The organism is Nocardia vermiculata NBRC 100427, assembly GCF_001613265.1.
Lineage (GTDB): Bacteria > Actinomycetota > Actinomycetes > Mycobacteriales > Mycobacteriaceae > Nocardia > Nocardia vermiculata.
Genome location: NZ_BDCA01000013.1, coordinates 59,009 through 83,464, shown reverse-complemented (window position 1 = coordinate 83,464; position 24,456 = coordinate 59,009). Strand labels below are relative to the sequence as shown.

Annotated in this window: 27 protein-coding genes and 1 pseudogene; 14 read left to right on the top strand and 14 right to left on the bottom strand. The window is 66.4% G+C overall.

Annotation, left to right across the window (positions count from 1 at the left end; translation table 11 throughout):
* Positions 1 to 24 precede the first annotated feature (24 nt).
* The 4 genes from NV2_RS15020 to NV2_RS15005 all read left to right on the top strand — a co-directional run bounded on the left by NV2_RS15020 (position 25) and on the right by NV2_RS15005 (position 5,015).
* Positions 25 to 1,047 carry a HAMP domain-containing sensor histidine kinase gene (locus NV2_RS15020; protein ID WP_210749228.1) on the top strand — a complete coding sequence of 341 codons (1,023 nt, stop codon included), beginning with the start codon at positions 25 to 27 and terminating at the stop codon, positions 1,045 to 1,047.
* 70 nt (positions 1,048 to 1,117) lie between these two features.
* On the top strand, positions 1,118 to 2,902 hold the full coding sequence (locus tag NV2_RS15015) for a DUF4153 domain-containing protein (RefSeq protein ID WP_084474739.1): 1,785 nt from the start codon (positions 1,118 to 1,120) through the stop codon (positions 2,900 to 2,902).
* Positions 2,903 to 2,981: 79 nt separating this feature from the next.
* On the top strand, positions 2,982 to 4,040 hold the full coding sequence (locus NV2_RS15010) for a hypothetical protein (protein WP_067873702.1): 1,059 nt from the start codon (positions 2,982 to 2,984) through the stop codon (positions 4,038 to 4,040).
* A 90-nt stretch (positions 4,041 to 4,130) separates the two neighbouring features.
* Positions 4,131 to 5,015 carry an AsnC family transcriptional regulator gene (locus NV2_RS15005; RefSeq protein ID WP_067873699.1) on the top strand — a complete coding sequence of 295 codons (885 nt, stop codon included), beginning with the start codon at positions 4,131 to 4,133 and terminating at the stop codon, positions 5,013 to 5,015.
* Here the strand turns inward: NV2_RS15005 and NV2_RS15000 are convergent, their stop codons facing one another.
* From NV2_RS15000 to NV2_RS14985, 4 genes are read right to left on the bottom strand one after another with little or no spacing between them, the layout of a single operon-like run.
* A complete protein-coding gene (locus NV2_RS15000) occupies positions 5,016 to 6,692 on the bottom strand; it encodes a CocE/NonD family hydrolase (protein WP_067873696.1) in 1,677 nt (558 codons plus the stop codon).
* A 3-nt stretch (positions 6,693 to 6,695) separates the two neighbouring features.
* Positions 6,696 to 8,120, bottom strand: a complete 1,425-nt coding sequence (locus tag NV2_RS14995) for an FAD-binding oxidoreductase (protein WP_067873693.1) — start codon at positions 8,118 to 8,120, stop codon at positions 6,696 to 6,698.
* A gap of 58 nt (positions 8,121 to 8,178) precedes the next feature.
* Entirely contained in the window at positions 8,179 to 9,402 is a 1,224-nt protein-coding gene (locus NV2_RS14990) for an FAD-dependent oxidoreductase (RefSeq protein ID WP_067873690.1), read from the bottom strand.
* A gap of 40 nt (positions 9,403 to 9,442) precedes the next feature.
* Complete coding sequence (locus NV2_RS14985) at positions 9,443 to 10,429, bottom strand: amidohydrolase family protein (RefSeq protein WP_067873687.1); 987 nt, start codon at positions 10,427 to 10,429, stop codon at positions 9,443 to 9,445.
* A 426-nt stretch (positions 10,430 to 10,855) separates the two neighbouring features.
* Here NV2_RS14985 and NV2_RS14980 point away from each other — a divergent pair, with 426 nt between their 5' ends.
* The 3 genes from NV2_RS14980 to NV2_RS14970 all read left to right on the top strand — a co-directional run bounded on the left by NV2_RS14980 (position 10,856) and on the right by NV2_RS14970 (position 11,921).
* Positions 10,856 to 11,098: a ribbon-helix-helix protein, CopG family gene (locus NV2_RS14980; protein ID WP_067873684.1), complete on the top strand. Its 243-nt coding sequence runs from the start codon at positions 10,856 to 10,858 to the stop codon at positions 11,096 to 11,098.
* A complete protein-coding gene (locus NV2_RS14975) occupies positions 11,095 to 11,529 on the top strand; it encodes a type II toxin-antitoxin system VapC family toxin (RefSeq protein ID WP_067873681.1) in 435 nt (144 codons plus the stop codon). Before NV2_RS14980 ends, NV2_RS14975 begins: the two co-directional genes overlap by 4 nt.
* An 86-nt stretch (positions 11,530 to 11,615) precedes the next feature.
* Positions 11,616 to 11,921, top strand: coding sequence for a hypothetical protein (locus NV2_RS14970; RefSeq protein WP_067873678.1), 306 nt, complete (start codon positions 11,616 to 11,618; stop codon positions 11,919 to 11,921).
* 110 nt (positions 11,922 to 12,031) lie between these two features.
* Here the strand turns inward: NV2_RS14970 and NV2_RS14965 are convergent, their stop codons facing one another.
* Positions 12,032 to 12,850: an alpha/beta fold hydrolase gene (locus NV2_RS14965; protein ID WP_084474726.1), complete on the bottom strand. Its 819-nt coding sequence runs from the start codon at positions 12,848 to 12,850 to the stop codon at positions 12,032 to 12,034.
* A gap of 115 nt (positions 12,851 to 12,965) precedes the next feature.
* The gene (locus tag NV2_RS14960) at positions 12,966 to 13,388 is read right to left on the bottom strand and encodes a YkvA family protein (RefSeq protein ID WP_067873982.1); all 423 of its coding nucleotides are present in this window, start codon (positions 13,386 to 13,388) and stop codon (positions 12,966 to 12,968) included.
* Positions 13,389 to 13,575: 187 nt separating this feature from the next.
* Between NV2_RS14960 and NV2_RS14955 the strand changes: the two genes are divergently transcribed.
* From NV2_RS14955 to NV2_RS14945, 3 genes are all read left to right on the top strand, one after another.
* On the top strand, positions 13,576 to 13,914 hold the full coding sequence (locus NV2_RS14955) for a histone-like nucleoid-structuring protein Lsr2 (RefSeq protein WP_067873673.1): 339 nt from the start codon (positions 13,576 to 13,578) through the stop codon (positions 13,912 to 13,914).
* 282 nt (positions 13,915 to 14,196) lie between these two features.
* Positions 14,197 to 14,607, top strand: a complete 411-nt coding sequence (locus NV2_RS14950; RefSeq protein WP_210749195.1) for a hypothetical protein — start codon at positions 14,197 to 14,199, stop codon at positions 14,605 to 14,607.
* A 293-nt stretch (positions 14,608 to 14,900) separates the two neighbouring features.
* Positions 14,901 to 15,350, top strand: coding sequence for a nitroreductase/quinone reductase family protein (locus NV2_RS14945; RefSeq protein ID WP_245662615.1), 450 nt, complete (start codon positions 14,901 to 14,903; stop codon positions 15,348 to 15,350).
* Between the two features lie 438 nt (positions 15,351 to 15,788).
* On the opposite strand, the gene NV2_RS32815 is transcribed toward NV2_RS14945, so the two are convergent.
* The 3 genes from NV2_RS32815 to NV2_RS30835 all read right to left on the bottom strand — a co-directional run bounded on the left by NV2_RS32815 (position 15,789) and on the right by NV2_RS30835 (position 16,772).
* Positions 15,789 to 15,857, bottom strand: coding sequence for a mycothiol transferase (locus NV2_RS32815; RefSeq protein WP_307613565.1), 69 nt, complete (start codon positions 15,855 to 15,857; stop codon positions 15,789 to 15,791).
* Positions 15,858 to 16,062: 205 nt separating this feature from the next.
* Positions 16,063 to 16,593 carry a GNAT family N-acetyltransferase gene (locus NV2_RS32965; RefSeq protein ID WP_210749196.1) on the bottom strand — a complete coding sequence of 177 codons (531 nt, stop codon included), beginning with the start codon at positions 16,591 to 16,593 and terminating at the stop codon, positions 16,063 to 16,065.
* A complete protein-coding gene (locus tag NV2_RS30835; protein WP_281198541.1) occupies positions 16,593 to 16,772 on the bottom strand; it encodes a UTRA domain-containing protein in 180 nt (59 codons plus the stop codon). Before NV2_RS30835 ends, NV2_RS32965 begins: the two co-directional genes overlap by 1 nt.
* 23 nt (positions 16,773 to 16,795) lie before the next feature.
* Between NV2_RS30835 and NV2_RS32960 the strand changes: the two are divergent.
* A pseudogene (locus NV2_RS32960) lies at positions 16,796 to 17,176 on the top strand (SAM-dependent methyltransferase); the annotation flags it as partial.
* Positions 17,177 to 17,244: 68 nt separating this feature from the next.
* Here the strand turns inward: NV2_RS32960 and NV2_RS14935 are convergent.
* Together NV2_RS14935 and NV2_RS14930 are read right to left on the bottom strand one after the other, a co-directional pair.
* Positions 17,245 to 18,135, bottom strand: coding sequence for an NAD(P)-dependent oxidoreductase (locus tag NV2_RS14935; protein ID WP_067873670.1), 891 nt, complete (start codon positions 18,133 to 18,135; stop codon positions 17,245 to 17,247).
* Complete coding sequence (locus NV2_RS14930) at positions 18,132 to 19,043, bottom strand: NAD(P)-dependent oxidoreductase (RefSeq protein ID WP_067873667.1); 912 nt, start codon at positions 19,041 to 19,043, stop codon at positions 18,132 to 18,134. The genes NV2_RS14935 and NV2_RS14930 overlap by 4 nt, the downstream gene beginning before the upstream one ends.
* Positions 19,044 to 19,131: 88 nt before the next feature.
* On the opposite strand from NV2_RS14930, the gene NV2_RS14925 reads away from it, so the two are divergent.
* Positions 19,132 to 19,491 (top strand): winged helix-turn-helix transcriptional regulator, encoded by a 360-nt coding sequence (locus NV2_RS14925; protein ID WP_067873664.1) that lies wholly within the window; start codon positions 19,132 to 19,134, stop codon positions 19,489 to 19,491.
* A 60-nt stretch (positions 19,492 to 19,551) separates the two neighbouring features.
* Here NV2_RS14925 and NV2_RS14920 read toward each other — a convergent pair whose 3' ends face one another.
* Positions 19,552 to 20,100 (bottom strand): helix-turn-helix domain-containing protein, encoded by a 549-nt coding sequence (locus NV2_RS14920; RefSeq protein ID WP_067873661.1) that lies wholly within the window; start codon positions 20,098 to 20,100, stop codon positions 19,552 to 19,554.
* 161 nt (positions 20,101 to 20,261) lie between these two features.
* Between NV2_RS14920 and NV2_RS14915 the strand changes: the two genes are divergently transcribed.
* Positions 20,262 to 21,578 (top strand): MFS transporter, encoded by a 1,317-nt coding sequence (locus tag NV2_RS14915; protein WP_067873658.1) that lies wholly within the window; start codon positions 20,262 to 20,264, stop codon positions 21,576 to 21,578.
* Here the strand turns inward: NV2_RS14915 and NV2_RS14910 are convergent.
* Together NV2_RS14910 and NV2_RS14905 are read right to left on the bottom strand one after the other, a co-directional pair.
* Positions 21,517 to 21,963, bottom strand: coding sequence for an SgcJ/EcaC family oxidoreductase (locus NV2_RS14910; RefSeq protein WP_067873974.1), 447 nt, complete (start codon positions 21,961 to 21,963; stop codon positions 21,517 to 21,519). The genes NV2_RS14915 and NV2_RS14910 overlap by 62 nt on opposite strands.
* Before the next feature lie 113 nt (positions 21,964 to 22,076).
* A complete protein-coding gene (locus tag NV2_RS14905; protein ID WP_210749197.1) occupies positions 22,077 to 23,504 on the bottom strand; it encodes an MFS transporter in 1,428 nt (475 codons plus the stop codon).
* A 100-nt stretch (positions 23,505 to 23,604) separates the two neighbouring features.
* On the opposite strand from NV2_RS14905, the gene NV2_RS14900 reads away from it, so the two are divergent.
* Positions 23,605 to 24,432, top strand: a complete 828-nt coding sequence (locus tag NV2_RS14900; RefSeq protein WP_067873968.1) for a helix-turn-helix transcriptional regulator — start codon at positions 23,605 to 23,607, stop codon at positions 24,430 to 24,432.
* The last annotated feature ends 24 nt before the right edge of the window (positions 24,433 to 24,456 follow it).

The window sequence follows — 24,456 nt, the reverse complement described above, 5'->3', positions numbered from 1 at the left end:
CCCGGCAGCAGAATTCCGGCCGCGCTGACGTGGGTGTCGGACCGGCTTCCGCGGCCACTGGACCGGATTCGGTTCATCAAACTCAAACTGGCCGTCCTGATGACCTTCTCGGGTGGTCTCGCCTTCCTCTGGTTCAGCCACCGCATCGGCTGGCTGCCGCCGATGACGACACTGACCGCGATACTGATCGCTCTGGTGTCGTCGCAATTCCTGGCGCACGGCATCACCCGGCCGCTGCGGGAGATGACGGCCGCGGCGACGCGGATGGCGCGCGGTGACTACACCAGCCGGGTCCGCGCCTCCTCCCACGACGAGGTCGGCCAGCTCGCCGAGGCATTCAACCGGATGGCGACCGACCTCGCCGCCGCCGACCGCCAGCGGCGCGAACTGATCGCCAATGTCTCCCACGAGTTGCGTACCCCGATCACCGCCCTGCATGCGGTGCTGGAGAACCTGGTCGACGGCGTGTCGCAGCCCGATCCGAAAACCCTGGAAACCGCACTCGCGCAGACCGAGCGACTCGGGCGCCTCGTCTCCGAACTACTCGAGCTGTCCAGTATCGAGGCCGGGGCGACTCCCTTGGACCGTGAAGAGTTCGATATCGCACCACTTTTCGAGACGGTGGTGGCCGAAGCCGAAGTGACGACAGCATCCCTCGGCCGCGGCATCCGCTTCCACAGCACCGTCGCCCCGGGCACCGCGACCGTGTTCGCCGACCGCGCCCGCCTGCACCAGGTACTGCTGAATCTGCTGGACAACGCCGCCCGGCACGGTCCCGCCGGCGGTGAAGTCCGCCTCCACGCCTGCATCACCGGCAGCGATCTCGTCATCGAGGTCGCCGACGACGGGCCCGGAATACCTCCGGCGCAACGCGAACGCATCTTCGACCGCTTCACCCGCGGCGGCGCCACATCCGGCGGCGGCACCGGCCTCGGACTGGCCATCGCCCGCTGGGTGATCGATCTGCACCGCGGCTCCATCGCGGTCACCGACCCGGGCTCCCGCATCCGCGTCGTTCTTCCCGCCACCGAACCACCCCGGCACTGACATCCCGAACTCGCCCGCCCGGACCACTCGGTCCCGGGCCGATCCCGCACACCCTCAGGAGCGATATCCCATGCCCGAAACAACTCCCCCGGACGACACCGCCGGCCCCTCGACATCGTCGAAATCGGTGGATTCGGCCGGGCGCGCGCTCCCGGCCGACTCGGTACCGGCAACCGCTGCGGTGGAACCCGTGGCGGCCTCGGACCGGGATGAACCCGTCGAGGTGCTGGTCGGTGCCTCGCCCGGTGCCGCACCCGCCGACGGTGCGGCCACGGCTGCGGGCAACGAAGCACCCGCCTCGCCCGGAAGCCGGAGTCCGGTCGGAGTTTCCGGCGCCGGCCGCGCGACCGGCGATCAGCTCTCGGCCGGCAGCGGGACTCCGCCATACGGTCCCGCCGGCCGAGCGCAGCATTTCACCGGACCACTCGCACCGGTTCCGAGCCCGCCGCCACGCTGGCGCCTGGTCGCCTATCCGGCGGGTGCGCTGCCCGCAGCAGGAATCTCCGGTGTGGTCGCCGCGGCGACCGTTCCCGTCGATCGACCCGGAATCGGCTGGCTGCTCGCGGGATTCGCCGTCACGGCTGCGGTCGCCACCGTTCATCGCCGCGCCGTGCGCCGCAACACCTCCGCTCCCGAACGCGCGGTCCACCGCGGTCGCTGGTGGGCGGCCGCCGCACTGGCACTGCTGGCGGTGGGCACCTTCCGGGCAGCGGGCTGGTTGTTCGTCCTCTGCCTGATCGCGGCCGCGGTGTGCGGCTCGCTCGCGGTGGTGAGCCGGCCGTCGGCGCGCGGGATCCTGCACGACGCGATCGCGGTCCCACTGGCGTCGGTCGGTGTCCCGGCCTGGGTGTTCGCGGCGCAGAGCAGAACACGCGGCGGCGCCGGCACACGCCAATGGCGGCTCGCTGTCTCCGTGGCCGCCACACTGGCACTGCTGGCGGTGTTCGTACCGCTGCTGGCCGGTGCCGACGCCACCTTCGCCGCAGTCGTCGACGAGTTGGTGCCGCCGATGGACAGCGGCACGGTGACCGGCTGGATCGTGGTGTTCGCGCTCGTCGGCATCGGAACCCTGGCCACCCTGTACGTTCTGGCGGGACCGCCGGCGCCGGCTGCCGACCGGGACGGCTCCGCGAAGCGCCCACTGGCCCGGCTGGAATGGGCGCTCCCGGTCGGCGCGTTGACATTGCTGTTCGCAGCATTCGTCGGCGCCCAGCTGGTGGCGCTGTTCGGTGGGGACGACTACGTGCAACGCACCGCCGGCCTCACCTACGCCGACTACGCGCGCAGCGGGTTCTGGCAACTGGCCGCGGTCACGCTGCTCACCCTCGCCGTCATCCTCCCCGTATTGCACCGGGCCGCCAGGGATACCGCCGCGGACCGTCTCTGGCTGCGCGTGCTGCTCTGCACGATCAGCGGGCTCACGCTGGTGATCATCGCCTCCGCGCTGGGCCGGATGTGGACCTACCAGCAGGCTTACGGATTCACCGTGCTGCGCCTGCTGGTCGGTACCTGCGAGCTCTGGCTGGGTGTCGTGTATCTGCTGGTGATCGCCGCCGTCCTCCGTCTGGACACAGCGTGGCTGCCGCGCACCACCATCGCCACCGCGGTGGCCGCTCTGCTCACCCTCGCCGCATCGAACCCCGAAGCCCTGGTCGCATCGAAGAACATCGACCGTCTGCAGCACGGCAAGGAACTCGACACCCGTTACCTGGCGGGACTCTCGGCCGACATCATCCCGGTCCTCGACCGGCTTCCGGAACCGATGCGTAGCGACCTCCGGCGGCGGATCGCGCAGGATCTCGACGGCGAAACCTGGAACGGCTGGAACCTGTCCCGGACGCGCGCCGGTGAGTGAGCGACGCTCGAAGGCGCGCGGGCCGCGACGCCGGCGACAGTTGCGGGATAAGCGGCTCGCGGGCTTCTAAGGTGGCGGCATGTCCGGCAGCGAGACCGAAGGGGCGCCCCGTACCGAGGGAACCGATGCCGATGATCGGTGGCGAGCGCGGTGGGATCGGTTCCGGCATTCGCCGTATCTGCCCGCGACGGTGCTGGTATTCATCCTGGCGACGGCAGCGGGCCTGTTCGCCGGTTCGTACACCTACATTCTCGCGAATCCGACGCCCCATCGGATCCCCGTTGCCGTACTCGGTGCAAGCCCGGCGGTGTCCGACACCGATCAGCAGTTCCTCGATCACATGGACGATGCGCTGGGCAGCTCGCTGCACCCGTCCTTCTACGCAACCTCCGATGCCGCGAATCAGGCGCTGCAGGCGCAACGGGCCTACGCAATTCTCGACATGCGCACGGCAGGGCAGGTCCGGGTCGAGGTATCCGGCGCCTCCGGTTCGTCGGTCGCCGAGGTGTTGTCGCGCGCCGCGACGCAGAGCGGGAGTGCGACGACGACACCCACCGTCGTGGCCGATGTCAATCCATTACAACCAGGAGATCCGCGCGGACTCGCGATCTTCTACATCACGCTGGCAGCGGTGATCATCGGTTTCGTGGGCGCGATCCAGCTCAACGTGCACGCGCGCCAACTCGGGCCGATACCGCGAATCGCGTACACCGTCTGCTACTCGCTCTGCGGCGGCTTCGCGATCGCGGCGGTCGTCGACTGGTGGCTGGGGGCGCTGTCGCTGCCGTTTCCGCAGTCCTGGGGCATTCTGGCGCTGACGATGTTCACCTCGGGAATGATCTTTTCCATGTTCGATGCGCTGTTCGGGCGGTGGGCGATGATCCCGACCTGGGGCGTGATGGTGCTGCTGGGGAACCCTTCCTCCGGGGGCGCGGTGTCCTGGCCGTTGTTACCGTCGGTGCTCGGCACGGTCGGCCGCTGGCTCCCACCGGGCGCCTCGGTCAATGCCCAGCACACGGCCGTGTACTTCTCCGGCCACCAGCATATTTTTCCCTATCTGGTACTGATCGCCTGGTCACTCGTCGCCACGGTCGTGTTCTGGCTGCGCAGGTATCCGCCGCACCGCCGAGTATCTTGACGACATGTCCTGCTGCCTCGGAAGGAAGCTGTTCTCTCGCTACTGCGGAGTGCCGCTCGGTTTCGCGACGTGGTAACCGGCAGCGGCACGATGGTTACCATCACCGAAGCCGATGTGCGACTGGTCCAGGAACTCGACCGTGACCCGGTGGCGACCTACGCGACGCTCGCCGAGCGACTGGATGTCGGTGAGCGCACGGTGGCGCGGCGCTACCGGCGGCTGGTGGAGCTCGGTCTCGTCCGCGTCGTGGCCAGGACGCTGCCCGGGTTCGAGGGTGGAGTCGGCTGGTTGATCCGGACGTGGAGCGACACCGGTCATGCGAGCAGACTCAGCCGAGCCCTGGCCCGGCAACCTCGATCGAGGTGGGTGCGGACATCCACGGCAGGCGATCAGGTGGTGTGGGGCCTCGTGGCCTCTCCAGGACCCGGTGACCCGGTTCTCAAAGGTGTCACCGACGACCCGAAGGTCCGCAGTGTCGAGTCGATGCAGTTGCTGAAGGTCTGGACCGTGCACGGGCAGGCCGCCGTGGAATGGCCGAAGTACCGGCTCGACGACCTCGATCGGACCATCATCGCTCAGCTCAGGATCGACGGCCGCCGGTCGAACAGTGTGATCGCCACGGCTGCAGGGGTGGACCCGGGGACGGTGGCACGCCGCACGCGCAGACTCGTCGAGTCCGGAACCCTCTACTACGAGGTGGAGATCGACCCCGCGGTGCAGGGACTCGGCGTGGACACGATGATCTGGATCACCATGGCCCCAGGGCAGTTGGGCCGGCTGGCCGCCAAGCTCAGCCGGCACCCGTACTGCCGGTTCGTCGCAGCGACTTCGGGGCGGTTCAGCCTCGCGCTCAACGTGGTTCTCCCCCGCTATCAGGATGTGGTCACGTTCGTCGACGACGAACTGGCCGGTTGCGGGGTCGTCTCGCAGGAGGTCGTGCCGATGAACCGCGCACTCAAGCGTGGAGCACACTGACTACCGGCACCGCACGATCAGCGACGAGCCGCTGTCTCCACCGACATGCACGCGGATGTGCGCGACCATCGCCTCGGACAGGGGAATGTCCTGCCGGCCGGTGTTGGTGTTGCGCTCGAACGTCGGGAACAGGCTGCCCGCGAGATCGAGCCGCAGCCGGTGGCCTGGCAGCACGGTATGCGCGACCGGGTGCAGCGTGATCCGCAGGTCCGCTGGTTCCCCCGGGATCAGTGCGACCGGTGCAGCACTGCCGCGTCGGTGGCCGGCGCGTAGCACTCCCTCGGTGAGATTGACCGATGTCCCGTCTCGGCCGACATCGGTGAGCACCGCAGTGATATCGGTGTCGACGACATCCGCGGTGATGGTGACGGCAACCTCTACCGGCCCGGCGACGATCCGGGGTTCGTCCGAGGCTTCCATGGTGAACGACACGACGTCGTTCCTGGCTTCGATGATGCGTTGGTCCACCGGCCCCATCGGCGCCTGTGGTTGGTAGCAGCAGCTGTGCCCGCCGTAGGCAGGGACCGGGTCGGCGGGGTCGGAGAGGAAGCTCACCTCCGCCGACACCCCTGGCTGTTCCCCCAGAGCGCCGTCGGCCCGGAGTCGCAGGACTGTGGCGACGGCGTCGGCCGGAGGCCACTGGTTCGTGACATGCCAGGAGTTGTCGCCGCTGGTGAAGTAGCGCACCGGCGACTCGAACCCCCGGAACACGCTGTCCGAACCACCGTCCGCGGCGCCGCGGCGGATACCCAGACAGCGGTCGATCCACGCGATCGCCTCGCCCGGGTAGTCGAATTCGGCCTCGGGACCGAAGTCGGTGCTGTTGAGGGAGCGTCCCCACATATTGTGGCTCCACGGGCCCAGCAACAGGTGCGATTCACGACCGGCGGCAGTGAGCCGCCGGTGGATCTCGGTCGTACCGGAGACGAACATGTCGTACCACCCGCCGATGTTGAGCACCGGCACCTCGATGTCGGCCAGGACCGGCCGCAGCGAGATCTCGTCCCAGTACCGAGTCCGGAGCCGTTGGGGCCCCAGCCAGTCCGCGAAATACGGTGCGACGTCCGCCCGGTCCGGGAACAGCGCCGGAAGTGCGGCCGGTGGGGCGAATCCGAAGGCGCTGTCCATGTCGTCGGTGTAAACGTCGTTCATCACCTGCTGGATCTCGTCTCCGTCCGGCAGCCGCCCGGCGGCGGAATTGGCGATGTTGCGTGTCAGCCAGGTTTCGATGAACGCGAGGGCGAAAGCCCCTCCGGGATAGACCATCTGGTCGTAGTAGTCAGCCGGGGTCTCGGCCGCGACCACGGCGACGAGTGACTCCGGTCGCCGGGCGGCCGCCTGCAGCGCGCAGGTGCCGGCATAGGAGCTGCCGATCATCGCGACCTCGCCGGTGGCCCCGTCGATCCGGGACGCCCACTCGACTGTGGCGGCACCGTCGTCGGCCTCGTGGACGAAGGGCGCCCACTCGCCGGTCGAGGCATTTTGACCACGAACGTCCTGAATGATTCCGATATACCCGGCCGCGGCGATGCGCTCGCCCAGCTCGGTGTGCCAGTCCTTGGTGTAGGGAGTGCGCTGCACTATCACCGGTGCGGGCAACGTGCCGGGGCGGTAGATGTCGGCCCGCAGCGTCTGCCCGTCCGCGGTGGTGAAGGTGGCGTCTCGTTCGATGCGCATAGATCAGGACCGTTCGCCCGGGCCGGGAAACAGCAGAGCCCGCGGATTGAGAATCCCGTCGGGGTCGAACAGGTCCTTGATCCGGCGCTGCAGCGCCACCGCGCCTTCGCCCGCGACGCCGGCCACGGCCTGCCGCTTGTCCGCGCCGACGCCGTACTCGCCGGCGACGGCCCCGCCGAGGGCGGCGACGACCTCGGTCAGCCTGCCCCGGACACCGAAGGCGCGCCCCGCCGACCCCTCGTCGGCGGGGTCGAAGGTGATGATCGGGTGGATCACACCGTCGGCCGGGTAGGCGTAGGTGAGGACCTGTTGTCCGGTCTGCGCAGCCAGCTCGTGCACCGTGGACAGGAACTCACCGAGTGCGGCAGGGGGCAGTACGTAGTCCTCCACGACCATTGCGCAGTGGCCTTCGAGTACCTCGAATACCGCGGTACGCGGACGGCTCACCATTTCCCCTTGGGTCCGGTCGTCGGTGTCGAATACCTCGGTCGCGCCGTGCTCGCGGCACAGTTCGACCATGAGCGCGATCTCTGCCTTCGCGCCGGCCCCGGCGTCGGAGTAGGCGTAGACGACTGCTCCCGTTTCGGAGTCGAGACCCATCTGCAGCAGGCTGTCGGCCACCTCCAGGGCGGGGCGGTCCATCAGGACCAGCTCACTCGGACGCAGCCGGTGGGCGATGGCCGCCGCGGCGGCGAAGGCGGCGTTGTGATCGGTGAAGAAGGCGGCCACCGTGTGGGGAGCCGACGGAGCCGGCAGCAGCCGCACCGTCACCCGGGTGATCACCCCGAGAGTGCCCTCGGAGCCGACGAACAGGCCGGCCAGCGACAATCCGGTGGACGACTTCGGTGCTGCGCCACCGACTTCGACGACAGACCCGTCGGCCAGTACGACCCGCAGACCGAGGACGTAGTCGCGGGTCGAGCCGTACTTGTAGCCGTTGGCGCCGCCGGAATTCGTCGCCACGTTGCCGCCGACCGAACAGAAGTCCGAGGACGTCGGGTCCGGTGGATAGAACAGTCCTTCGGCTGCGGCGGCCGCGCTGACGGCGGCGTTGACCGCGCCCGGCCCGACCACCGCCGCCATGGCGTCGCGGTCGACGCGGATGTCGTCGAGCAGTTCCACGCTGAGAGTGATCGCCCCGTCCACGGCGGTCGACCCACCGACCACACTGCTGCCCGCGCCGCGCGGAACCACCGGAATCCGGTGGCGCGAGGCGAAGCGGAGCACGGCACAAACGTCGTCCTCGGTCCGGGCGCGCACCACCGCCAGCGGGGTGCCCGCGGCCGGGTCCATACTCCAGTCCTGCCGGTAGACCTCGACGATGTCGGCGTCGGTGACGACCGTCCCGCCGGGTAGCAGGTCCGACAGCTCCCGCACGAGTTCGGTGGTGCTGCCGGCCGAATCGTCGGTCGAGGTCTCGATACTCATCGGTGTGTCCTTCCCGCAATGCGGAGAATCCGGTGGTTGTCGTGTAGTTGCCGAGGGGTCAGACCGCGTCGAAGTCGCCGCGCGCATACGCTTCCTGGATCCGGTTGAACTCGCCGGACTCGGACATCTCCCGAAGCTCGTCGGCGCTCTTGGCCGCGATGCCGCGCTCGGTGGCGTTGAGCCTGCGATTGGCTTGTGAGACAGCGGTTGTCACCGGCCGACGCTCGTCTTCGTAGGCGCGCAGGGCGGCGGGGATGTCAGCGGCCGGACCGCCGCCCGCGACGGGAGCCAGATGGCGGGCGAGGCTCATCGCGTCGAGGATGGCCTGCGATCCGCCGTTGGCCCCGATGGGATACATCGGATGCGCGGCGTCACCGAGCAGCGTCACCCGGCCCCGCCCCCACGAGTCCAGTGGCTCCCGGTCGACCATCGGGTATTCGAGCACGTCGTCGGAGGCGGCCACCAGGCCTTCGATATCGAGCCAGGTGAACCCCCAACCGCGGACCAGAGCAACGACATCGGTGGCGGCAGTCGGAATGTTGCGGATACCACTGTCGTCGAGTTCGGTGGCCCCGTGCCCGGGCACCATCGCAACCCAGTTGATCAGCGATCGGCCCTCCGACTCCGCCTCGCGGGAGATCGGGTAGGTCAGGAAACGGGTGGCGTTCGCACCATAGACCAACACCATCGACCGGCCGTCGAGGAACGGCTGCTCGGCATCACAGGTCCCGCGGTACATCGTGGTGCCCTCGGACAGGTACGGATCTGCACCCGGATGTAACTGGGAGCGCAGCGGCGAGTGCACCCCGTCGGCTGCGAGCACCGCGGATGCGACGTATTCGGCCCCATCGGTGGTGCGGACGGCGACGCACTCTCCGGCTTCGCGGGCGGACTCGACCCGAGCACCGGTGACGATCGAGCCCGCCGGCAGACGTGCGGTGGCCGCGGCATACAGCATCATCTGCAGCTGCCCGCGATGGACGGAGAACTGCTGCACCTCACCGCCGAAGCTGCGACGCGCCAACTCGACACCGTCCTGAGTCAGATACAGCGACTGCGAGGTCGGGATCGCGAAGCTCGCCAGGTCAGCGCGCAGGTCGAGCTCGCCGAGAGCATCGGCGGCGGCGGGCTGCAGATTGATACCGACGCCGAGTGGCTGCAGCTGCGCGGCGGCCTCCAGCACCGTGACCCGCAGGCCACGGGCATGTAATGCGAGGGCGGCGGTGAGTCCGGCGATGCCGGCTCCCGCGATGACGACCTCGGCATGTGTTGTGCCGGTCATTGCCGTCTCTCCTTTCGTAGGTGTCGTTCGGGGCTGCGACCTATCGAGCGGGGCGCCCTCGCAGCGCGGAACCGTAGAGCGACTTCGCATTTCCGGAGAGAATTCGCTGTGTCATGTCAGCAGGCAGCCCGGCGTCGCGGATGTAGGTGATCGCGCGGGTGTATTTGTCGTCCTGGAAGTACGGGTAGTCCGATCCCGCCAGGATCTTGTCCGGGTCGAAGACCTCGGTCGACAGCCGCAGGGATCCGCCGGAGAAGTTCGCGGCATCGAACCACATGTGGCGCAACGTATCTGCCGGTGAATGCGGGAAGGCATCCCAATCTTCGTAGTTGTCCTCGATGCGCTGCGACAGGAAAGGCAGATCCCCGCCCAGGTGCGCGATATGGAACCGCAGATCGGGATATCGAGCCGGATAGTCGGCCTGCAGCAGCTGCAGGGTGGCGATCGCATCTTCCACCGGGGCGCCGTTGACCCACGCGAGTCCGTGCTCGGATATCGCCGGAGAATGCGCGCCGGCGCCGGTCGGATGCACGTAGAGGATGCTGCCGCGCCGGTTGAGCTCGTCGAATACCGGGCGATAACGGTCGTCGGTGATCGCCGATCGCGGGTCGTCGAGCAGCGTGTTGATCGCGATACCGACGAAGCCGAGCTCGTCGAGGCAGTACCGGATCTCCTCCAGCGCCTGGTCCGGATGATTCAACGGCACCGCACCGTAGGCGAGGAATCTACCCGGGTGGTCTTCGAGTACCTGCCGATAGATGTCGTTGACCATGCGCGTGGCCTCCGCGGCACCGGCCGCGTCGGCGACCAGCGGCACCTGCGGGGTGGCGGACAGGACCTGGACGTCCACGCCGGCGGTGTCCATCATCTCGATCCGCGCGCTCATTTCGTCCGGCTCGTTGCTCGCACGCATGTTCCGCGCGATCGCAGTGGAGTCCGGGGAAACTCCGATCTCCTCCAGCTTGTCCAGGTACCGGGCCGGATAGATGTGGGCGTGACTGTCGACGACCGGTGTGTCGTTTCCCATATGCTCCTCCTCCACCGTTCCCGAAGCCCCGGAAGGGGCATTGTCCGTACAGGCGGCAACCGCCGCCGTACCAACGGCAGCAGCCACCGCGAAGAAACTCCGTCGAGACGTCGCCATGGCACTCCTTTCGGTCGTGATCTGACAACGCTTCCCGGTGAAGTTGCCGTGCCTCGACCATTCAAGGAGCCGCGCGGCTCCAGCAGCCACTTTTTGCCGGAATCCGTCACTAGCGCTCGTCCGGGCACCGTTAGCGACACGGACTACCGGCAGACGTGCGAGTAACCGCAATCGCGGGATAGAGGCCGAGGGCGTCGAACCCGCCCGGCTGTCGCCACTACACGCGAAACGGCAAGGCGCAATTTCGCATACTGACTCGGCCAGTTCAGAGTGTCGGCCGACCCGGCAACAGGTGGTACCATATATGGCATGAACAAGACGACCGTGTACCTCCCGGATGAACTGGAGGTCCGGCTCGATGCAGAGGCTGCAGCCACGGGTGTAAGCAAAGCCGAACTCATTCGCCGCAGCATCGCAATGCTGCTGGACTCTTCCGATCGTCCACGCAACGACGCACCACTGCCTACCTTCCGCAGTGGACGTTCGCGCACCGTCGACGATATGCGCGACGACATCTACCAACAGGTCAAGCAGCGTTCGGCACGTCGATGATCGTCGTCGCCGACACCTCCGCACTGTTCGCCGCATTCGACGCAGACCAGGACGAGCACGAGCAGGCGCTAACAGTGATGGAACACGAGAGCCTGATCATCTCACCTCTGGTACTTACCGAACTGGATCACCTGACTCGTCGCGACCTCGGCTTCACCGCGGCAATGAGCATCACCGACGCATTGCTGGCTCGAGCGATCGAAGGACGTTACCGGCTCGCCGAGCTCAAGCATGTCGACCTCTCCACAGCACAAGCAGTCCGCGCGAAATACGAAGGGCTGCAGCTGAATCTGGCCGACGCAGTGGGCGTCGCCCTCGCCGACAGGTACAAAACCGACCGTATCTTCACCCTCGACCAGCGTGATTTCCGCGCCATCGAACCACTGACACCGGGCATGCGCTCATTCCGAATTCTGCCCGCCGACAGCTAGATTCCGTCGGCCCCGCACCCCTACCGGTCCCGGCTGGACGAAATCGGTCGACGCCTCGACGGTGGAGTGCGGCGTGGGGCGTAGCCGTGGCGGCCATCATCTGCTTGTTCGTTTTCGTTCCGGCGACGCTCCGGCTTCAGGCCGCGCTGGATGTGCCCGACATCAACCCCACTCCCGCAGCCGTACACGCCCACCCACCCGAGGTCGCCACGGCTTACTGGCTGACATGGGCATTCTCGTTGTCAGCGTTGCTCGCCCCGACATTGATCCTGGCCGTATTCCCGAACTCGCGGCGGGTAGCCGCCGGATACGTGATTACCGCAGCGGTCATCGGAGGGCTGCTGGCAGCGGCCGTCATCAACTTCGAGCTCAACGGTTTCGCGCCCGGCTGATACTGAGCCCACGCCAATAGCCCGCACCGCTCGCGTGCCGCCCGACATCACCCCAGCTGGTGAGCATTCCTACTCGGTAAGCACCCTGGTAGGTGTGTGTACTGACGGATTCAAGCCCACGGATAGGTTGCAGTGCAGCGAATTTCGGCGGCCACGGCGCCAGGTGCCTTGAGCATCGGGACGTGTCCCACGTCCGGCAGCATGCAGATCCTCCGTCGGGGTGAGGGCGTGACCAATTGTGCTCCATAGCGTTCCGGGGGAATCATGCGGTCGCGGGCGCTGAAGACAACGGTTACCGGTGTGGTGATCTCGTCGAGGATTTCCAGGGCGGTGTCGGTGGGCCAGATCGCATTGATATCGCGTGCGGTGCAGTATCCGGCGGATTGGAGAGCGATGGTCGCCAGGTCGGGTCGTACGCGTCCGGGGCGGTGACACATCACCCGCATGACGGTCGTCCTGCCGATGGCTGCCAACGCCGGATTCGCGAAACCTCGTGATAACGGGGCGATGTAGGAGATGGTACGGAATTTGCGCCGCAATCTTTCGGCGTGGCGGCTACCGCGCTGCCACAACCCGGCCGAGGCGATCGCGGTGATGCTGCGCGCCCTGCCGCGCCTGGCGAGCTCGAGCGCCAGACGACCACCCAGCGAGTGACCGGCTATGTGCGCCGTCTCCCAGCCTGCCCGGTTCATCACATCTTCGAGATAGTCCGCCCCTGCCGCAGCTGTCAGCGGCCGGTCACCGACGGGACCTCCCCAATGAAATGGCAGCGTCGGCGCAAGAGTGTCGAAATCTTTCGACAATTCATCGATGACACCGCCCCAGCAATGCCAGGTCAGCGTGAATCCGTGAACCAGCAGCAGTGGTTCACCCACACCGCTGCGACTGAAGTCGACAGGCGCCACCGGAGCAGCCGTTGCAATTTTCATGCTCGCCCTCTCACTCCTGTTCTCTCGCGCAAATCAGTGTCCCGACGAACGGCGCGCACCGAGTCACAAACTGCCCTCGAGCCCTGCCGCATTCGGGACAGGCCCGGATCCGCTGTCAGGCCGGCGCCCCCGGTAGCCCGGTGAGGCGGGCGAGTGCTGCGTAGCCGTCATCGGTTCCGGGCCAATGGGCGCGGACCGCGTCGCTGCCGGCGGTCCGTACGACGCTGCGCAGGACCGCGGTGACGATGATGGCGTCGTCGGCGTACCCGATGACCGGAATGATGTCCGGGATCAGGTCCAGGGGTGAGGCGAGGTAGGCCAGCACCAGCCAGAGCCGGATTCGCACCCCGCGCGGCAGAGAGCTGTCGGCGGCGAGGCGGCGGATCAGGCGCAGGGTGTCGGGCAGTATCCGCATCGACTCGCGGAGCAGGTTGCCGCGCGGACGCACGATGATCAGTGCCGCGACGAGGGCACCCCAGCAGACCACGAGTGCCACGGCGAGCCCGATCAGCAGATCCCACCACCACGACCCGGTCACACCGGACACCCCGGCGGGACGCGAGCCGTCCGGCCTGCAGCGTCGTCACAGCTCACGGAACCTCCGAAGTCCGGATTCTCCAGGGGAACACGCCACACACGCCGTGGGCGGATCGCCTGATTTGTTGCTGGTTGTCGAGGGGATTAACATTCCGCCGCGGCACATACGAGAATAGTGGAGGGTGTTGATGGCGAAGAAGGTCCTCGTCGAGCTCGTGGACGACTACGACGGTACGTCCCCGGCCGACGAGACGGTGCATTTCGGTATCGACGGCGTGACGTATGAAATCGACCTGACGGCGGAGAACGCCGCCAAGCTCCGGGCCCTCTTCGAGGAGTGGACCGCCCCGGCCCGCAAGGTGGGTCGAAAGCGCAAGGGCGCGAGCAAGACAGCTTCTCCCCGCGCGACCCCGGACCGCGAGCAGACCGCCGCCATCCGGCATTGGGCACGTGCGAACGGCTACCAGGTTTCCAGCCGTGGGCGTATCCAGAAGGACATCATCGAGGCGTACCACAAGGCAGGCTGAGCCCCACCCGCACACCCGCCTACCCACACCGCTGTGGCCCAGCCGGCCGCAGGCTCGCGACCGTCTGCGAGCACCGGTGCGGTCGGCAGGGTTCGGGGTGGACGACCTCACTGACGAGCTGCACGTCCAGCCGGTTCCGGCACGGCTGGACTGTCGTCCCCTTCGTATGCCTGGATCGACGCGCCCGCACCGACCCACGCCGGCGATGATGTGCTCGACCGTTGACCGACGCGACGGAGTGTTACCCGCGGAGGGCGGCGAGCCCTCTACGCTGTGGAACTCGTGGAGTCCGAGTCCGATCGCTCTGGGACCGAGGCGCTGTTCGTTCGATATCAAGCAGCGGCACCGAACCGACACGGTCGCCACCCAGGCGTGTTTGCCCTCGTCAACGGATTGGCGTGGCCGGGCACACTCACCGCCCAGCAGCAGCGGTTCCGTCGTCGGGAGAACAACTGGTTCCAGGAAAACCTCGTCGATCCGGGACAACTGGCCCCCTCGCCCTATGACAGCACCCGTTATCCGCGGGCGGAAGCATGGTTCAAATCCTCGGCCGTTCAGTTCCTCTCCCGCGTGCAGAGCTACCTAGCGATTCTGGATGCTCACGGCATCGAATGGATCCGCCTTGCTTCGGACAGGCCGGGCCGCATCGTCTACGACGACCCGTTCCAAATCGTTGTCGACGGCCGAACATAGGGTTGACTCGGTTAATGGATGTCAGAGCGGGGTGGTATCACCGCCCGCGGTCAAGAGTTCCCGACCACGCCTGCAACTGCCCGAGCGACCGCAGTGGAACGGATAGGCCCACCGGTACGGTCGCAGTGGGCGATTGCTGCTGCGCGGCCGTGCACGCAGGCCGTTTTGCTCGGATACTGTGCGGATGTCCTCCGCGTCGCGCCGTCATATCGCTCACCACGACATCGTGCCAGCAAGTAGCTCAATAGTGGCTTCCCACTGTTTGTGGTGGTACTAACGTAGCGGTGGTGTCGATGCCCAGTGATATGCGTGCGTTCAATCGGTCTGTGGTGGAGAATTTCCGCGGCAATCGCGGGCAGATCACTATGGACGGGATGCTCAGGGGTGCGGATCTCGTTCTCCTGACCACCATCGGTGCTCGCAGCAGGCGGCAACGTGTCGTCCCGCTCGGCTACCTCACCGATGGCGAGGATCGGGTTGTGCTGTGGGCGTCCAATATGGCCGCCTCCGATCACCCGGCGTGGTATCGGAACCTCGTTGCGAATCCGCAGGTGCTCATCGAGCAGCCCACTTCCGAGGGCATCGACCGATTCACCGGCACCGCACACACCGCGTCGGGCATGGAACGCACGCGGTTACTCGGCCTGCTGGGTGATCAGTACCCGCATATGGCGGCGCATCAACAGCAGACCGAACGCGAGATCCCTCTGGTCGTGGTGGAGCGGGACAGCAGGGATGGTTGAAGATCGGCTCAGCGGAGCCACTGGTTGATGGCGACGATGCGGACCGTGGCCGGAATCGAACCGCGAGTTTATCGAATCTGATTGCGACAGCACGGTGTTCCTTCAGTTGGCCGATCCCGCATTCGGCGGCGAACGCTGGCGAACGACCACCAGCAGAGCCTTTCTTGCGCCGGTTGGCAGCCTGATCCGCCATGATTGGGATCGTGCCTAGATAGCCGACAGCGGTTGCGCTGGGACTTCGTCACGGTGGTCGAATGCGGTCAGTCGGCCGGGTACGCACCCACACATGCTCGCGGGATCGGCTCGTGGCAACGAGGCGCCGGCGGGCCGGAATTCGGCACGATCGCGGGCACCACCGACCGGGCTCGCGCAGCGGCGTCGTCGGGTTCCCGTCCTGGAAGGCTCCTCGAATTCCACGGCCGCCGTGGGCGAGGGATGTCACAGGGCTTCGATCTGTTCGCGCAGGATGTCCCCGTGCCCGGCATGCCGAGCAAATTCAGCGGTCATGAATACATAGATCCAACGAAGACATAATGGCTCCGGTATGGGGGTGCTCACGGACTTCGTCCAAGGATATCCGCGCTGCGATGGACCTGGCGCGGGCGCTTGCCCGCTCGAACTGTGTGATCACCTCGATCATGGTCTCGTCATCCCCCACCTCGAATCCCCCGTGTGTCCACAGCGGCCCGTCGCAGTCCTTGTCGGTAAGCCGTCAGCCCTGTGACCACAAGGTCAACGTGGAGCGACGTAACACTGTGCCGCAACCTCTTGGCCCGCACCGAATCGATGCCTGACGCCCCCCGATGTTCTTCCAACCGAGCCGCTCATACAAGCGAATAGCAGCACGATCCTTCTCCATGACGTCCAGCACAAGCCGGATGTCTTGCTCTCGTGCGAAATCCGTGGCCGCTCTGGTCAATTGCTCTCCCACGCCGTGCCCCCTGCCCTCAGGGCCAACGAACAGACGGCCCAGCACAACGATTTTCGCAGCCGGCTCCCGTGAGCGCTCGACCCAAAGGTCGACAGCATCATCGCCAGGCTTCGCCCTCGTTACCAGTGCATGTCCAACCACCGATCCGTCGAGCTCCCCAACCCACGCACACACGAGACCGGCAGGCGACAACCATGATTCAGGATCGGCAACGCCTTCGACCGGGTATCCATCCCGCTCATGGACTGCTTGGAGGAGCCGTCCCGTCTCCTCGAGGTCGTCAGTGCTGCGAAGCCGCACGCTTACCGGCATCAATCCTCCACAGGAACGTTGTAATCGAGACCGTTGAAATCCGCGCGCATCACGAAGTGAGTGACCTCGAAGGGGTGTCCGTGCTGATCGATACCTGTGTGCAGCACGTCGATGACCGGGACGCCATCCGGAATATCCAAACCGCTCGACTCTTCGGGCAAAGGCATCCGAGCCGAAATCTCCTCGCGGACGGAGATTCACGGCAAAGCTTGCCGTAGGGTCGGCCCTCGTCATGACCCAAGCATGCACCGACGATATGTCTGGGCAAACACACCGGGCCGCAGCCGTTTACGACCACCACGGCATCACTTTCCACCCCTGCACGCTGGACACGTTCTCCCACTACTTCGACGGGTTGACGCTGGAAGGGCCCGGAGTCGGCCCTCCGCACAGGTGGGCATCGACCACTTGCCTCACCCTGTCGAATTCGATCAGCGACGAGGACATCTCGTGTTGGGAGCAGTTGGCTGGAAAGCGTCGCTGCGTCGGTGAATTGCCACGCGCTTATCCGCATGCCTCGAACGGCTCTCGGAAGCCCGAGAGCGACGTCGGACCAGCGCAGACCGTCTCGAGCGGACCGTGACATCGTCAGGGACTGCTCCAGCGGTGGGCCGTGGCTGAAACCGTCTGTACAGGCGGAACTCACGCCGGTCAGTCCCGCAGTGGGGCTCGAATACCGTCGATGATCCGAGTCCAACCATCCGAGCCACCCCCATCGGCGATCGCCCGGTGGTAAAGCTCCTGTACGGCGCGGGGCAAGGCAGTGCCTATCCCCACGGTCTTGCTGGTCTCGTGAATATGGTCTGCGGTGGCACCCATCATTGTGACGTTGCTTCCTTCGCCGGGGTGGTCGCCGGCGTCGATGCGTGCCCCGAGGGCGCGGATCCCGTCGGGGGCGATCATGGCCGGGATCGCGTGAAACAGTGGCAGCACCTCGGGCAGAAACTCTGCTGCTGTGATCCCGGCCGAACCGACCAGTGCTGTGGCGTGGGCGAATCCGGCCAGCGTGGTGAGGAAGAGGTCGAGATTGGCTTGATACATCAGTTGGGCGCGTCCCGGATCACTGCCCAGGAACCGCGGTTCGCCGATGCGAGCCAGTATTGCCTCGTGCGTGACAAACGCTTCCTCGTCTCCGCTGTAGTAGACGTAGGAGTGGTCCGTTCCGAGCATGGGGGCGGGAACCATCACGCCGCCGGCGAGGAACGATGCTCCGTGCTTCTGGGCCCATAGTGCGGCTTCTCGTGTTGCGGTTGGCGTGTCGGAGCTGAGGTTGGCCAGAGTCCGCCCGGACAGTGATGCTGTCACCCCGTCCAGGATGTCGTACATCGCCTGATAGTGGGTCAGGCTCAGGACGATCAGCTCGCCGGCTTCCACTGCTGCACGCGGTGAGACGGCCAGTTGTGCACCGGTAGCGACGATCTCGTCGGCGCGGCTCGGTGTGCGGTTCCAGACGGTCACCGCGTGACCCGCATCCAGCAGGATCTTGGACATCGCCCGGCCCATCGGACCAAGGCCGATCACGGTGACAGGTACGCGGCTCATCGGACGCCACCGGCCGTCATCTCGGAGGCACGAAAGCTCTCGTAGAGTCGTGAGAACCCTTCGGAGCCATAGCCCGCAGCGATCTGCCGGCTGATCAGCGCCTGGACCGCGGCGAGGGTTGCCGAGTTCACGCCCTTCTGCTCTCCGGCACGCACGATGTGGGACAGGTCGGAGAAGTCGAGGCTCTGCTGACCGGAGACGGTGTAGTCGCCACCATCGATGACCTGCGCGAAGCCGGCGAAACCTCCGGTCATTGCGCTGATGAACGGTATTGCGCGGGAAGCGAAGTCGGTCGCGGTCATGCCTTCCGAGCCGACCATCGCAGCGCCGTGGAGGAAGCCCGCGAACATGTGGTACATCCCGGACAGCATGGCCAAGTCGATCAGCGAGGCCTTGCCCGCGTCCGGGCCATCGAATGTGCTTGTGGCCCAGGTGTCGAGGATCGAGCGGTACCGGTCGAAGGCGGCCCGCGAGCCGCTGTAGAACACCTGCGCCTCAGGTGATCCGATCATGGCGGGCACGGCCAGGATCGCACCGTCGACATAGTCGATCCCGTGCTCGGCAGCCCAGACTGCCATCTCGCGCGCTTCGTTCGGGGTGGTCGTGGTGAGGTTGACCAAGGTCTTGCCCGCCAGCTCGCTCACGACCGGGTCGAGGGTTCGGTGCACCGAGGGGTGTCGCAGCAAGCAGGCGACGATCAGCGGCTGTGCGATCACGGCGTCGGCGACGGTCGCGCGACTGTGTGCGCCACGGTCGACCAGATCCGCGTCACGACCAGGGGTCCGGTTCCATACGGTCACCGGGTGGCCGGAGTCGAGGAGCCGGCCGGCGAGGGCACTGCCCATCGCCCCCAGCCCGAGCATAGTGACGCCGGATCGAGTGTCTGGGGTTGTGATCGGTGAAGTCATAGGTCCATGCTGGACATCCACGCGGGTAGCGGGAAGTACCCACTATTAACTGCGGTACTTACCAAATTGTAAGTAAGGAGACGTCTCGATGGCGAAGAGCCCACGCTCCGGCCCCTATATCTGCGGAATCGACGCCGCACTCGATGTCGTCAGCGGCAAGTGGAAGGGACTCGTCCTGTGGGAGCTCCACGCCCACGGAACCCGTCGGTTCGCCGAACTCCGCCGAGCACTCCCGGGCGTCAGCGAAAAGATGCTCACCCAACACCTGCGCCAGATGGAGGAAGACGGTCTGATCCATCGCAAGGTCTATGCAGAAGTGCCGCCGAAGGTCGAATACACCCTCACCGACGCCGGCTCCTCCCTGAACGAGGCCCTTCGCCCACTCGGCGAGTGGGGACGCGCCCGAGTCAGCAGGGAATGCCTGGAGGTCACGACGCATCCGCGCTGACGAGCCCGGAAGCAGCAGTGACCACCACTCCCCGCCGAACGACCGTTCGCTACAAGACTTTCAGCGAGTTCCCGTCGAGACGATGAGCGTTTCAGCGGGCTTGGAGCCGACGCTGCGAACGCTGTGTGCGGCGTGAGACGGGAAATGCACAGCGTCACCCGCTTCCAGGCGGGTCGTCGTGGCGTCTACCGAGACTTCGATCGATCCGGCCAGAACGTAGAGCCACTCCTCGCCCTGATGTCGAGCCCGCGGCGCTTCGGCAGCGACCGGAATCGTCAGGTGGACCGCAGCCAAGCCCGGGTAATTGCCGCTCAACGGTGCAAGTACCCCATTGGCGGTGTCGTGTGAACTGCGCTCACCGGCCCGCACCAGGTGGAATTGGTCCACCCGGTTCTCGGCAACCAGTTCACTCAGGGTCACCCCGAACGCCCGGGCAAGCTCGATCAGCGTGCCCACGGACGGCTGCCGAGCGCCCGATTCGATCCTGGACAGTTGTGTGCTGGACAGTCCGACCTCGTTTCCGAGCATCGCCAGCGTCCAGCCACGGTCGCGGCGCAGCTGCGCCGCGCGACGGCCGATCCAACTGACGTCTTCCTGCTTATCGGGCACGGGGACACCTTATCGGTTACCGAGAATGAGCCCACCTCTGAGGCAATGGGAATTGCCTCCGAGGTCACATAGATGGGAGTCTCGTCGCTGTCGCCTCCGAGCGACGAACACGGCTATGCCACCGGTTTCCGACCGAACCGACTGGGATGAGGAACTGCGCGATGACCGATCGACCCACGGTGGATCCAGGATGTGCGGACGCACACCGCGACGACCGGTTCGCGCCACCACCGACAGTCGGTGCAGGTCTGGCGGTACTCGCCGTCGTACTCCTCGGACTAGACCTGAGACTGGTTTTCGGCAGTGCATCGGCGTTGATCTCCGAGATTCGCCGCGACTACGATCTCGGAGCCGCAAGCGTCGTCTTGCTGACCACCGGTCCGGTCGTGTGCCTCGGCCTGTTCGGCGCGCTGGCCGCCCGCACCGTCCGTCGATGGACTGTTCCCACGGTTCTCACCGGTTGCATGCTCGTCGTGACCGCGGGTACCGCACTGCGTGGCATCCCGGCGTGGTCGGCGCTCCTGCTCGGGACGTTGCTCGCGGGGATCGGCATCGCCGTGGCCAATGTGCTCGGGCCGGTACTGATCCGGTTGTTGTTCCCTCACCGAATAGGGATCATGACCGGCCTCCTGACCGCGCTGGTGAGTGCCAGTGCCGGAATCGCCTCCGGGGCAACGATTCCGCTGAAACTGCACGTGACCCACGGTTGGCACATCACACTGTCGATCTGGGCTGTTCCCGCTGCCGGCGCGGCAGCCGTGCTGGGTATTGCCGCCTCCCGGTTTCGCCGGTCCCGCAGCCGGTCCGAGGACACCATGCACCATGCACCGCATTGGCGCCCCGAGGTATTGCGCTCGCCCACCGCCTGGGCGATCACCGGATTCATGGGAATCCAATCACTGCTGGCGTACTCGATGATCGCCTGGCTGCCCACCATCTACCGCGACCGACATCTGAGCGCTGAACAGGCCGGGCTGCTTTTGACAGCATTGAGCCTCGCAAGCATCCTTACCGCGCTGCTCGGCCCCATGGTCGCCACCCGGTTGCAGAACCAGAGCATTCTCGCCTGCGCAATGGTCGCGCTCTCGGTCGCCGGCCTGCTCGGGGTGCTGTCGAACACCGGTGAGCCCCTGATCTGGGCGATCCTGTTGGGCTTGGGGCAGGGTGGACAACTGTCGCTCGCCCTCACGCTGGTCAACGTGCGAGCGGCATCGGCCCCGATCGCCACCAGCCTGTCGACAATGGCCCAATCCATCGGTTACCTGATCGCCGCCGCCGGCCCCATCCTGACCGGAGCCCTCCACAGCGCCACCGGGTCCTGGACCGCCGCGCTGGCAACACTGTTGGGCCTGATGGGCCCACTCGCCGTCTGCGGGTGGATTGCAGGCCTCAACACGGACGCGGGCACAGACCGGTTCAGGTCTTCGGCACAGGAGTGTTGTGACGGGCGGCCACCCACCAGCGGTTGTTCTCCTTGACCAGCACGTAGAGGGCGACCATCGCAGGATCGGTGTCGATCAGTTCCCCCTCCGCGGTGGTCGCGCGAGCGACCTTGTGGGCGATCGCGACATCCGCACGCAGGAAGCCGATGTCGGTCGTGTCATAGCGCACGTACTCGTCCTTCAGGAATCCCTCGAGACCTCGCGTCGCCGCGGCGAGTAGCGAGTCGTATCCGGTGATCACCGTGCCCACTGCATTGCCCGCTGACGCGTTCGCGGTGAATCCGCTGACCATCAGGGCCGCATCGTTGCGGTTGTAGCCGGCCTCGACATCGGCTATCAACTGTTCGATCGCGGCGATGTCGGCGGCGTGATCGGTGGTGGTGTCTGCGACGACCGGTCGCCCGGATGTTGTTGCGGTCATGGTCACAGCCTGCAACCTGAACAACACTCGAGGTCAAGTTCCGGATCCCAGGCAACCGCTCGCTCGTGATCCCCCGCTCGCCGAGGCCTCGACTCGGGATGCGTCCGTCGGAATCATTCACCTGCTCCGATAGCCCCGAGCTTCCGCAGTAGCATCGCAATCACCAGCGCCAGCACAAGATTCACACCGTTGGCCCAAGCCAGCGCCGTGACCGGCGAATGACTTTCCGCGCACGCGTAGTACACCGCACCGATGACCGCCACACCGACCGCTCCCCCGATCTGTTGCCCGGTCGCCAGCACCCCGGAGGCCATTCCGGCGTCGTCCGCCGCGACCCGGGACAGAACCGCATGCAGCAGCGACGGGACCAGCAGGCCACTACCGACGCCGACGACGGTCAGCGGCGCGGCCAGTGCCCATCCGCTGGTCCGGTCGCCGAACATCGCGACCTCGGCGATGATGCCGGCGTATCCGAAGCCGCCCAGCAGCGCGCCGGCGAGCAATATCGCGTCCGTCGCGGATCGCAGGCGGCCCGCCACGATACTCGTGGCGAAGAATGCAGCACCGAACGGCAGATAGACAGTCGCGGTACCCAGAGCAGTCATACCCAGGCCCTGCTGCGTCGTCACCGACAACACGAGGAAGAACGAATTGATGCCCGAATAGGCGAGCAGAATCAACGCCATCCCGATAGCGAAGGGGCGCACAGCGAACAAACTGATGCGGACGAGCGGATCACTGCCGCGACGAACCATCGCGCGCTCGAACCGGGCAAAGACCGCCATCCCTGCTATTCCCGCCGCCATGCTGATCCACGTCACCAACGGCCACCCCGACTGCCGGCCCTGGATCAGCGGCACCACCAGCAGGCACAGCGATGTCGCGAGTATCGCAGCGCCGACCGGATCCACTCCCCGGGCCTCGGCGGCGCGGGTGCGTGGCACGAAGGCGACAGCGGCAGCGACAGCGAGGACGCCGACGGGGACGTTGATCCAGAAGATCGAGCGCCAAGAGCTGTCGAAAAGGTTCGCCTGCACCAGCACTCCGCCGATCAGTTGGCCGGCGACTCCAGACAGGCCGATCACCGCACCCAGGGCACCGAACGCCTTCGCCCGACTTTCCGGCGGCACGACGACAGTGATGGTCGCCAGCACCTGCGGGAACAGTGCCGCCGCACCCAGCCCCTGAACGAAGCGGGCGACGATCAGCGACACCGGGGCCGGTGCGAGTGCACAGGCCGCCGACGACGCTGTGAACACCAGCAGGCCCGCCAGGAACAAGGTCTTACGCCCGACGAGATCCCCCAGCCGCGCACAAGTGATCAACGCGGCCGCGTAGGCGAGCTGATACGCGGCGAACACCAACTGCACTTCGGCATCGGAGGCGGCCAGGTCCTGCTGGATCGCCGGGGCAGCGACGAGCACGATGAAGGTATCGAGCACGGCCATGAAAACCCCGACCAGCAGTACGGTTACCGCTGCCCACGGATGCTGCGTCCGGGCCGGCGCGAATACCGGCTCGGCGATCTCTGTTCGATTCATAATGCGCAGTCTTGCGAGCAGGACCCAGCACATGGGAGCAACTGTTTATGCTGGTATCGCAACTACCACCCACCGAACGTTGTCCGAGAAGCAGATGTCGATGTTGGTACCGTCCCGCCGCCGCGCTCTCGGCGACTTCCTTCGATCCCGCCGGAACCGCCTCACCCCGGCGCAGGTCGGAATCGCACCGGGAGGCAGACGCCGGGCGCCCGGATTGCGGCGGGAGGAGATCGCGCAACTCGCCGGAGTGAGCGTCACCTGGTACACCTGGCTCGAACAGGGGCGAGATATCACGGCGAGCCATCAGGTTCTGGAGAGCCTGGCGCGCGAATTGCAGCTGAGCGCGGCCGAACGCCGGCACCTGTTCTCCCTCGCCGGGACGAGCGCCGACGCCCCGTCCGGCCACCAGGGGCCGCCGACGCCCGCATTACATGCCATGATCGAATCGCTGGACCCGAACCCGGCCTACCTCCTCGACGCCGAGTGGAACCTGGTGGCGTGGAACCGCGCCGAAGCCGGATTGATCGGTGATCCCGCGAAATATCCGGTGCCGGAACGCAACCTGTTACGCTTGGTCTTCACCGAGCCTCGTATGCGCACACTGCTGCGCGACTGGTCCGGTCAGGCCCGCAACCTGCTCGCGCAATACCGCGCCGATATCGCCACCCGCATCGGCGATCCGGTAGTGGCCGAATTCGTCGCCGCGCTGCGCCGCGACAGCACCGACTTCACGATGTGGTGGGAGGACCAGCCGGTCGCCGAATTCACCTCCAACCGGCGGGTTTTCGATCACCCCGAGGTCGGCGAACTGACCTTCGACTACGTGAAACTGGCCGCGATGGACCAGCGCGGGCACAAACTGTTCGTCTGCATGCCGGCCGACGCCGCCACGGCGGCGAAACTACCCACACTGGTATCGAACTGCTGAACGGGCCTACCCTGCCGGCCGGTT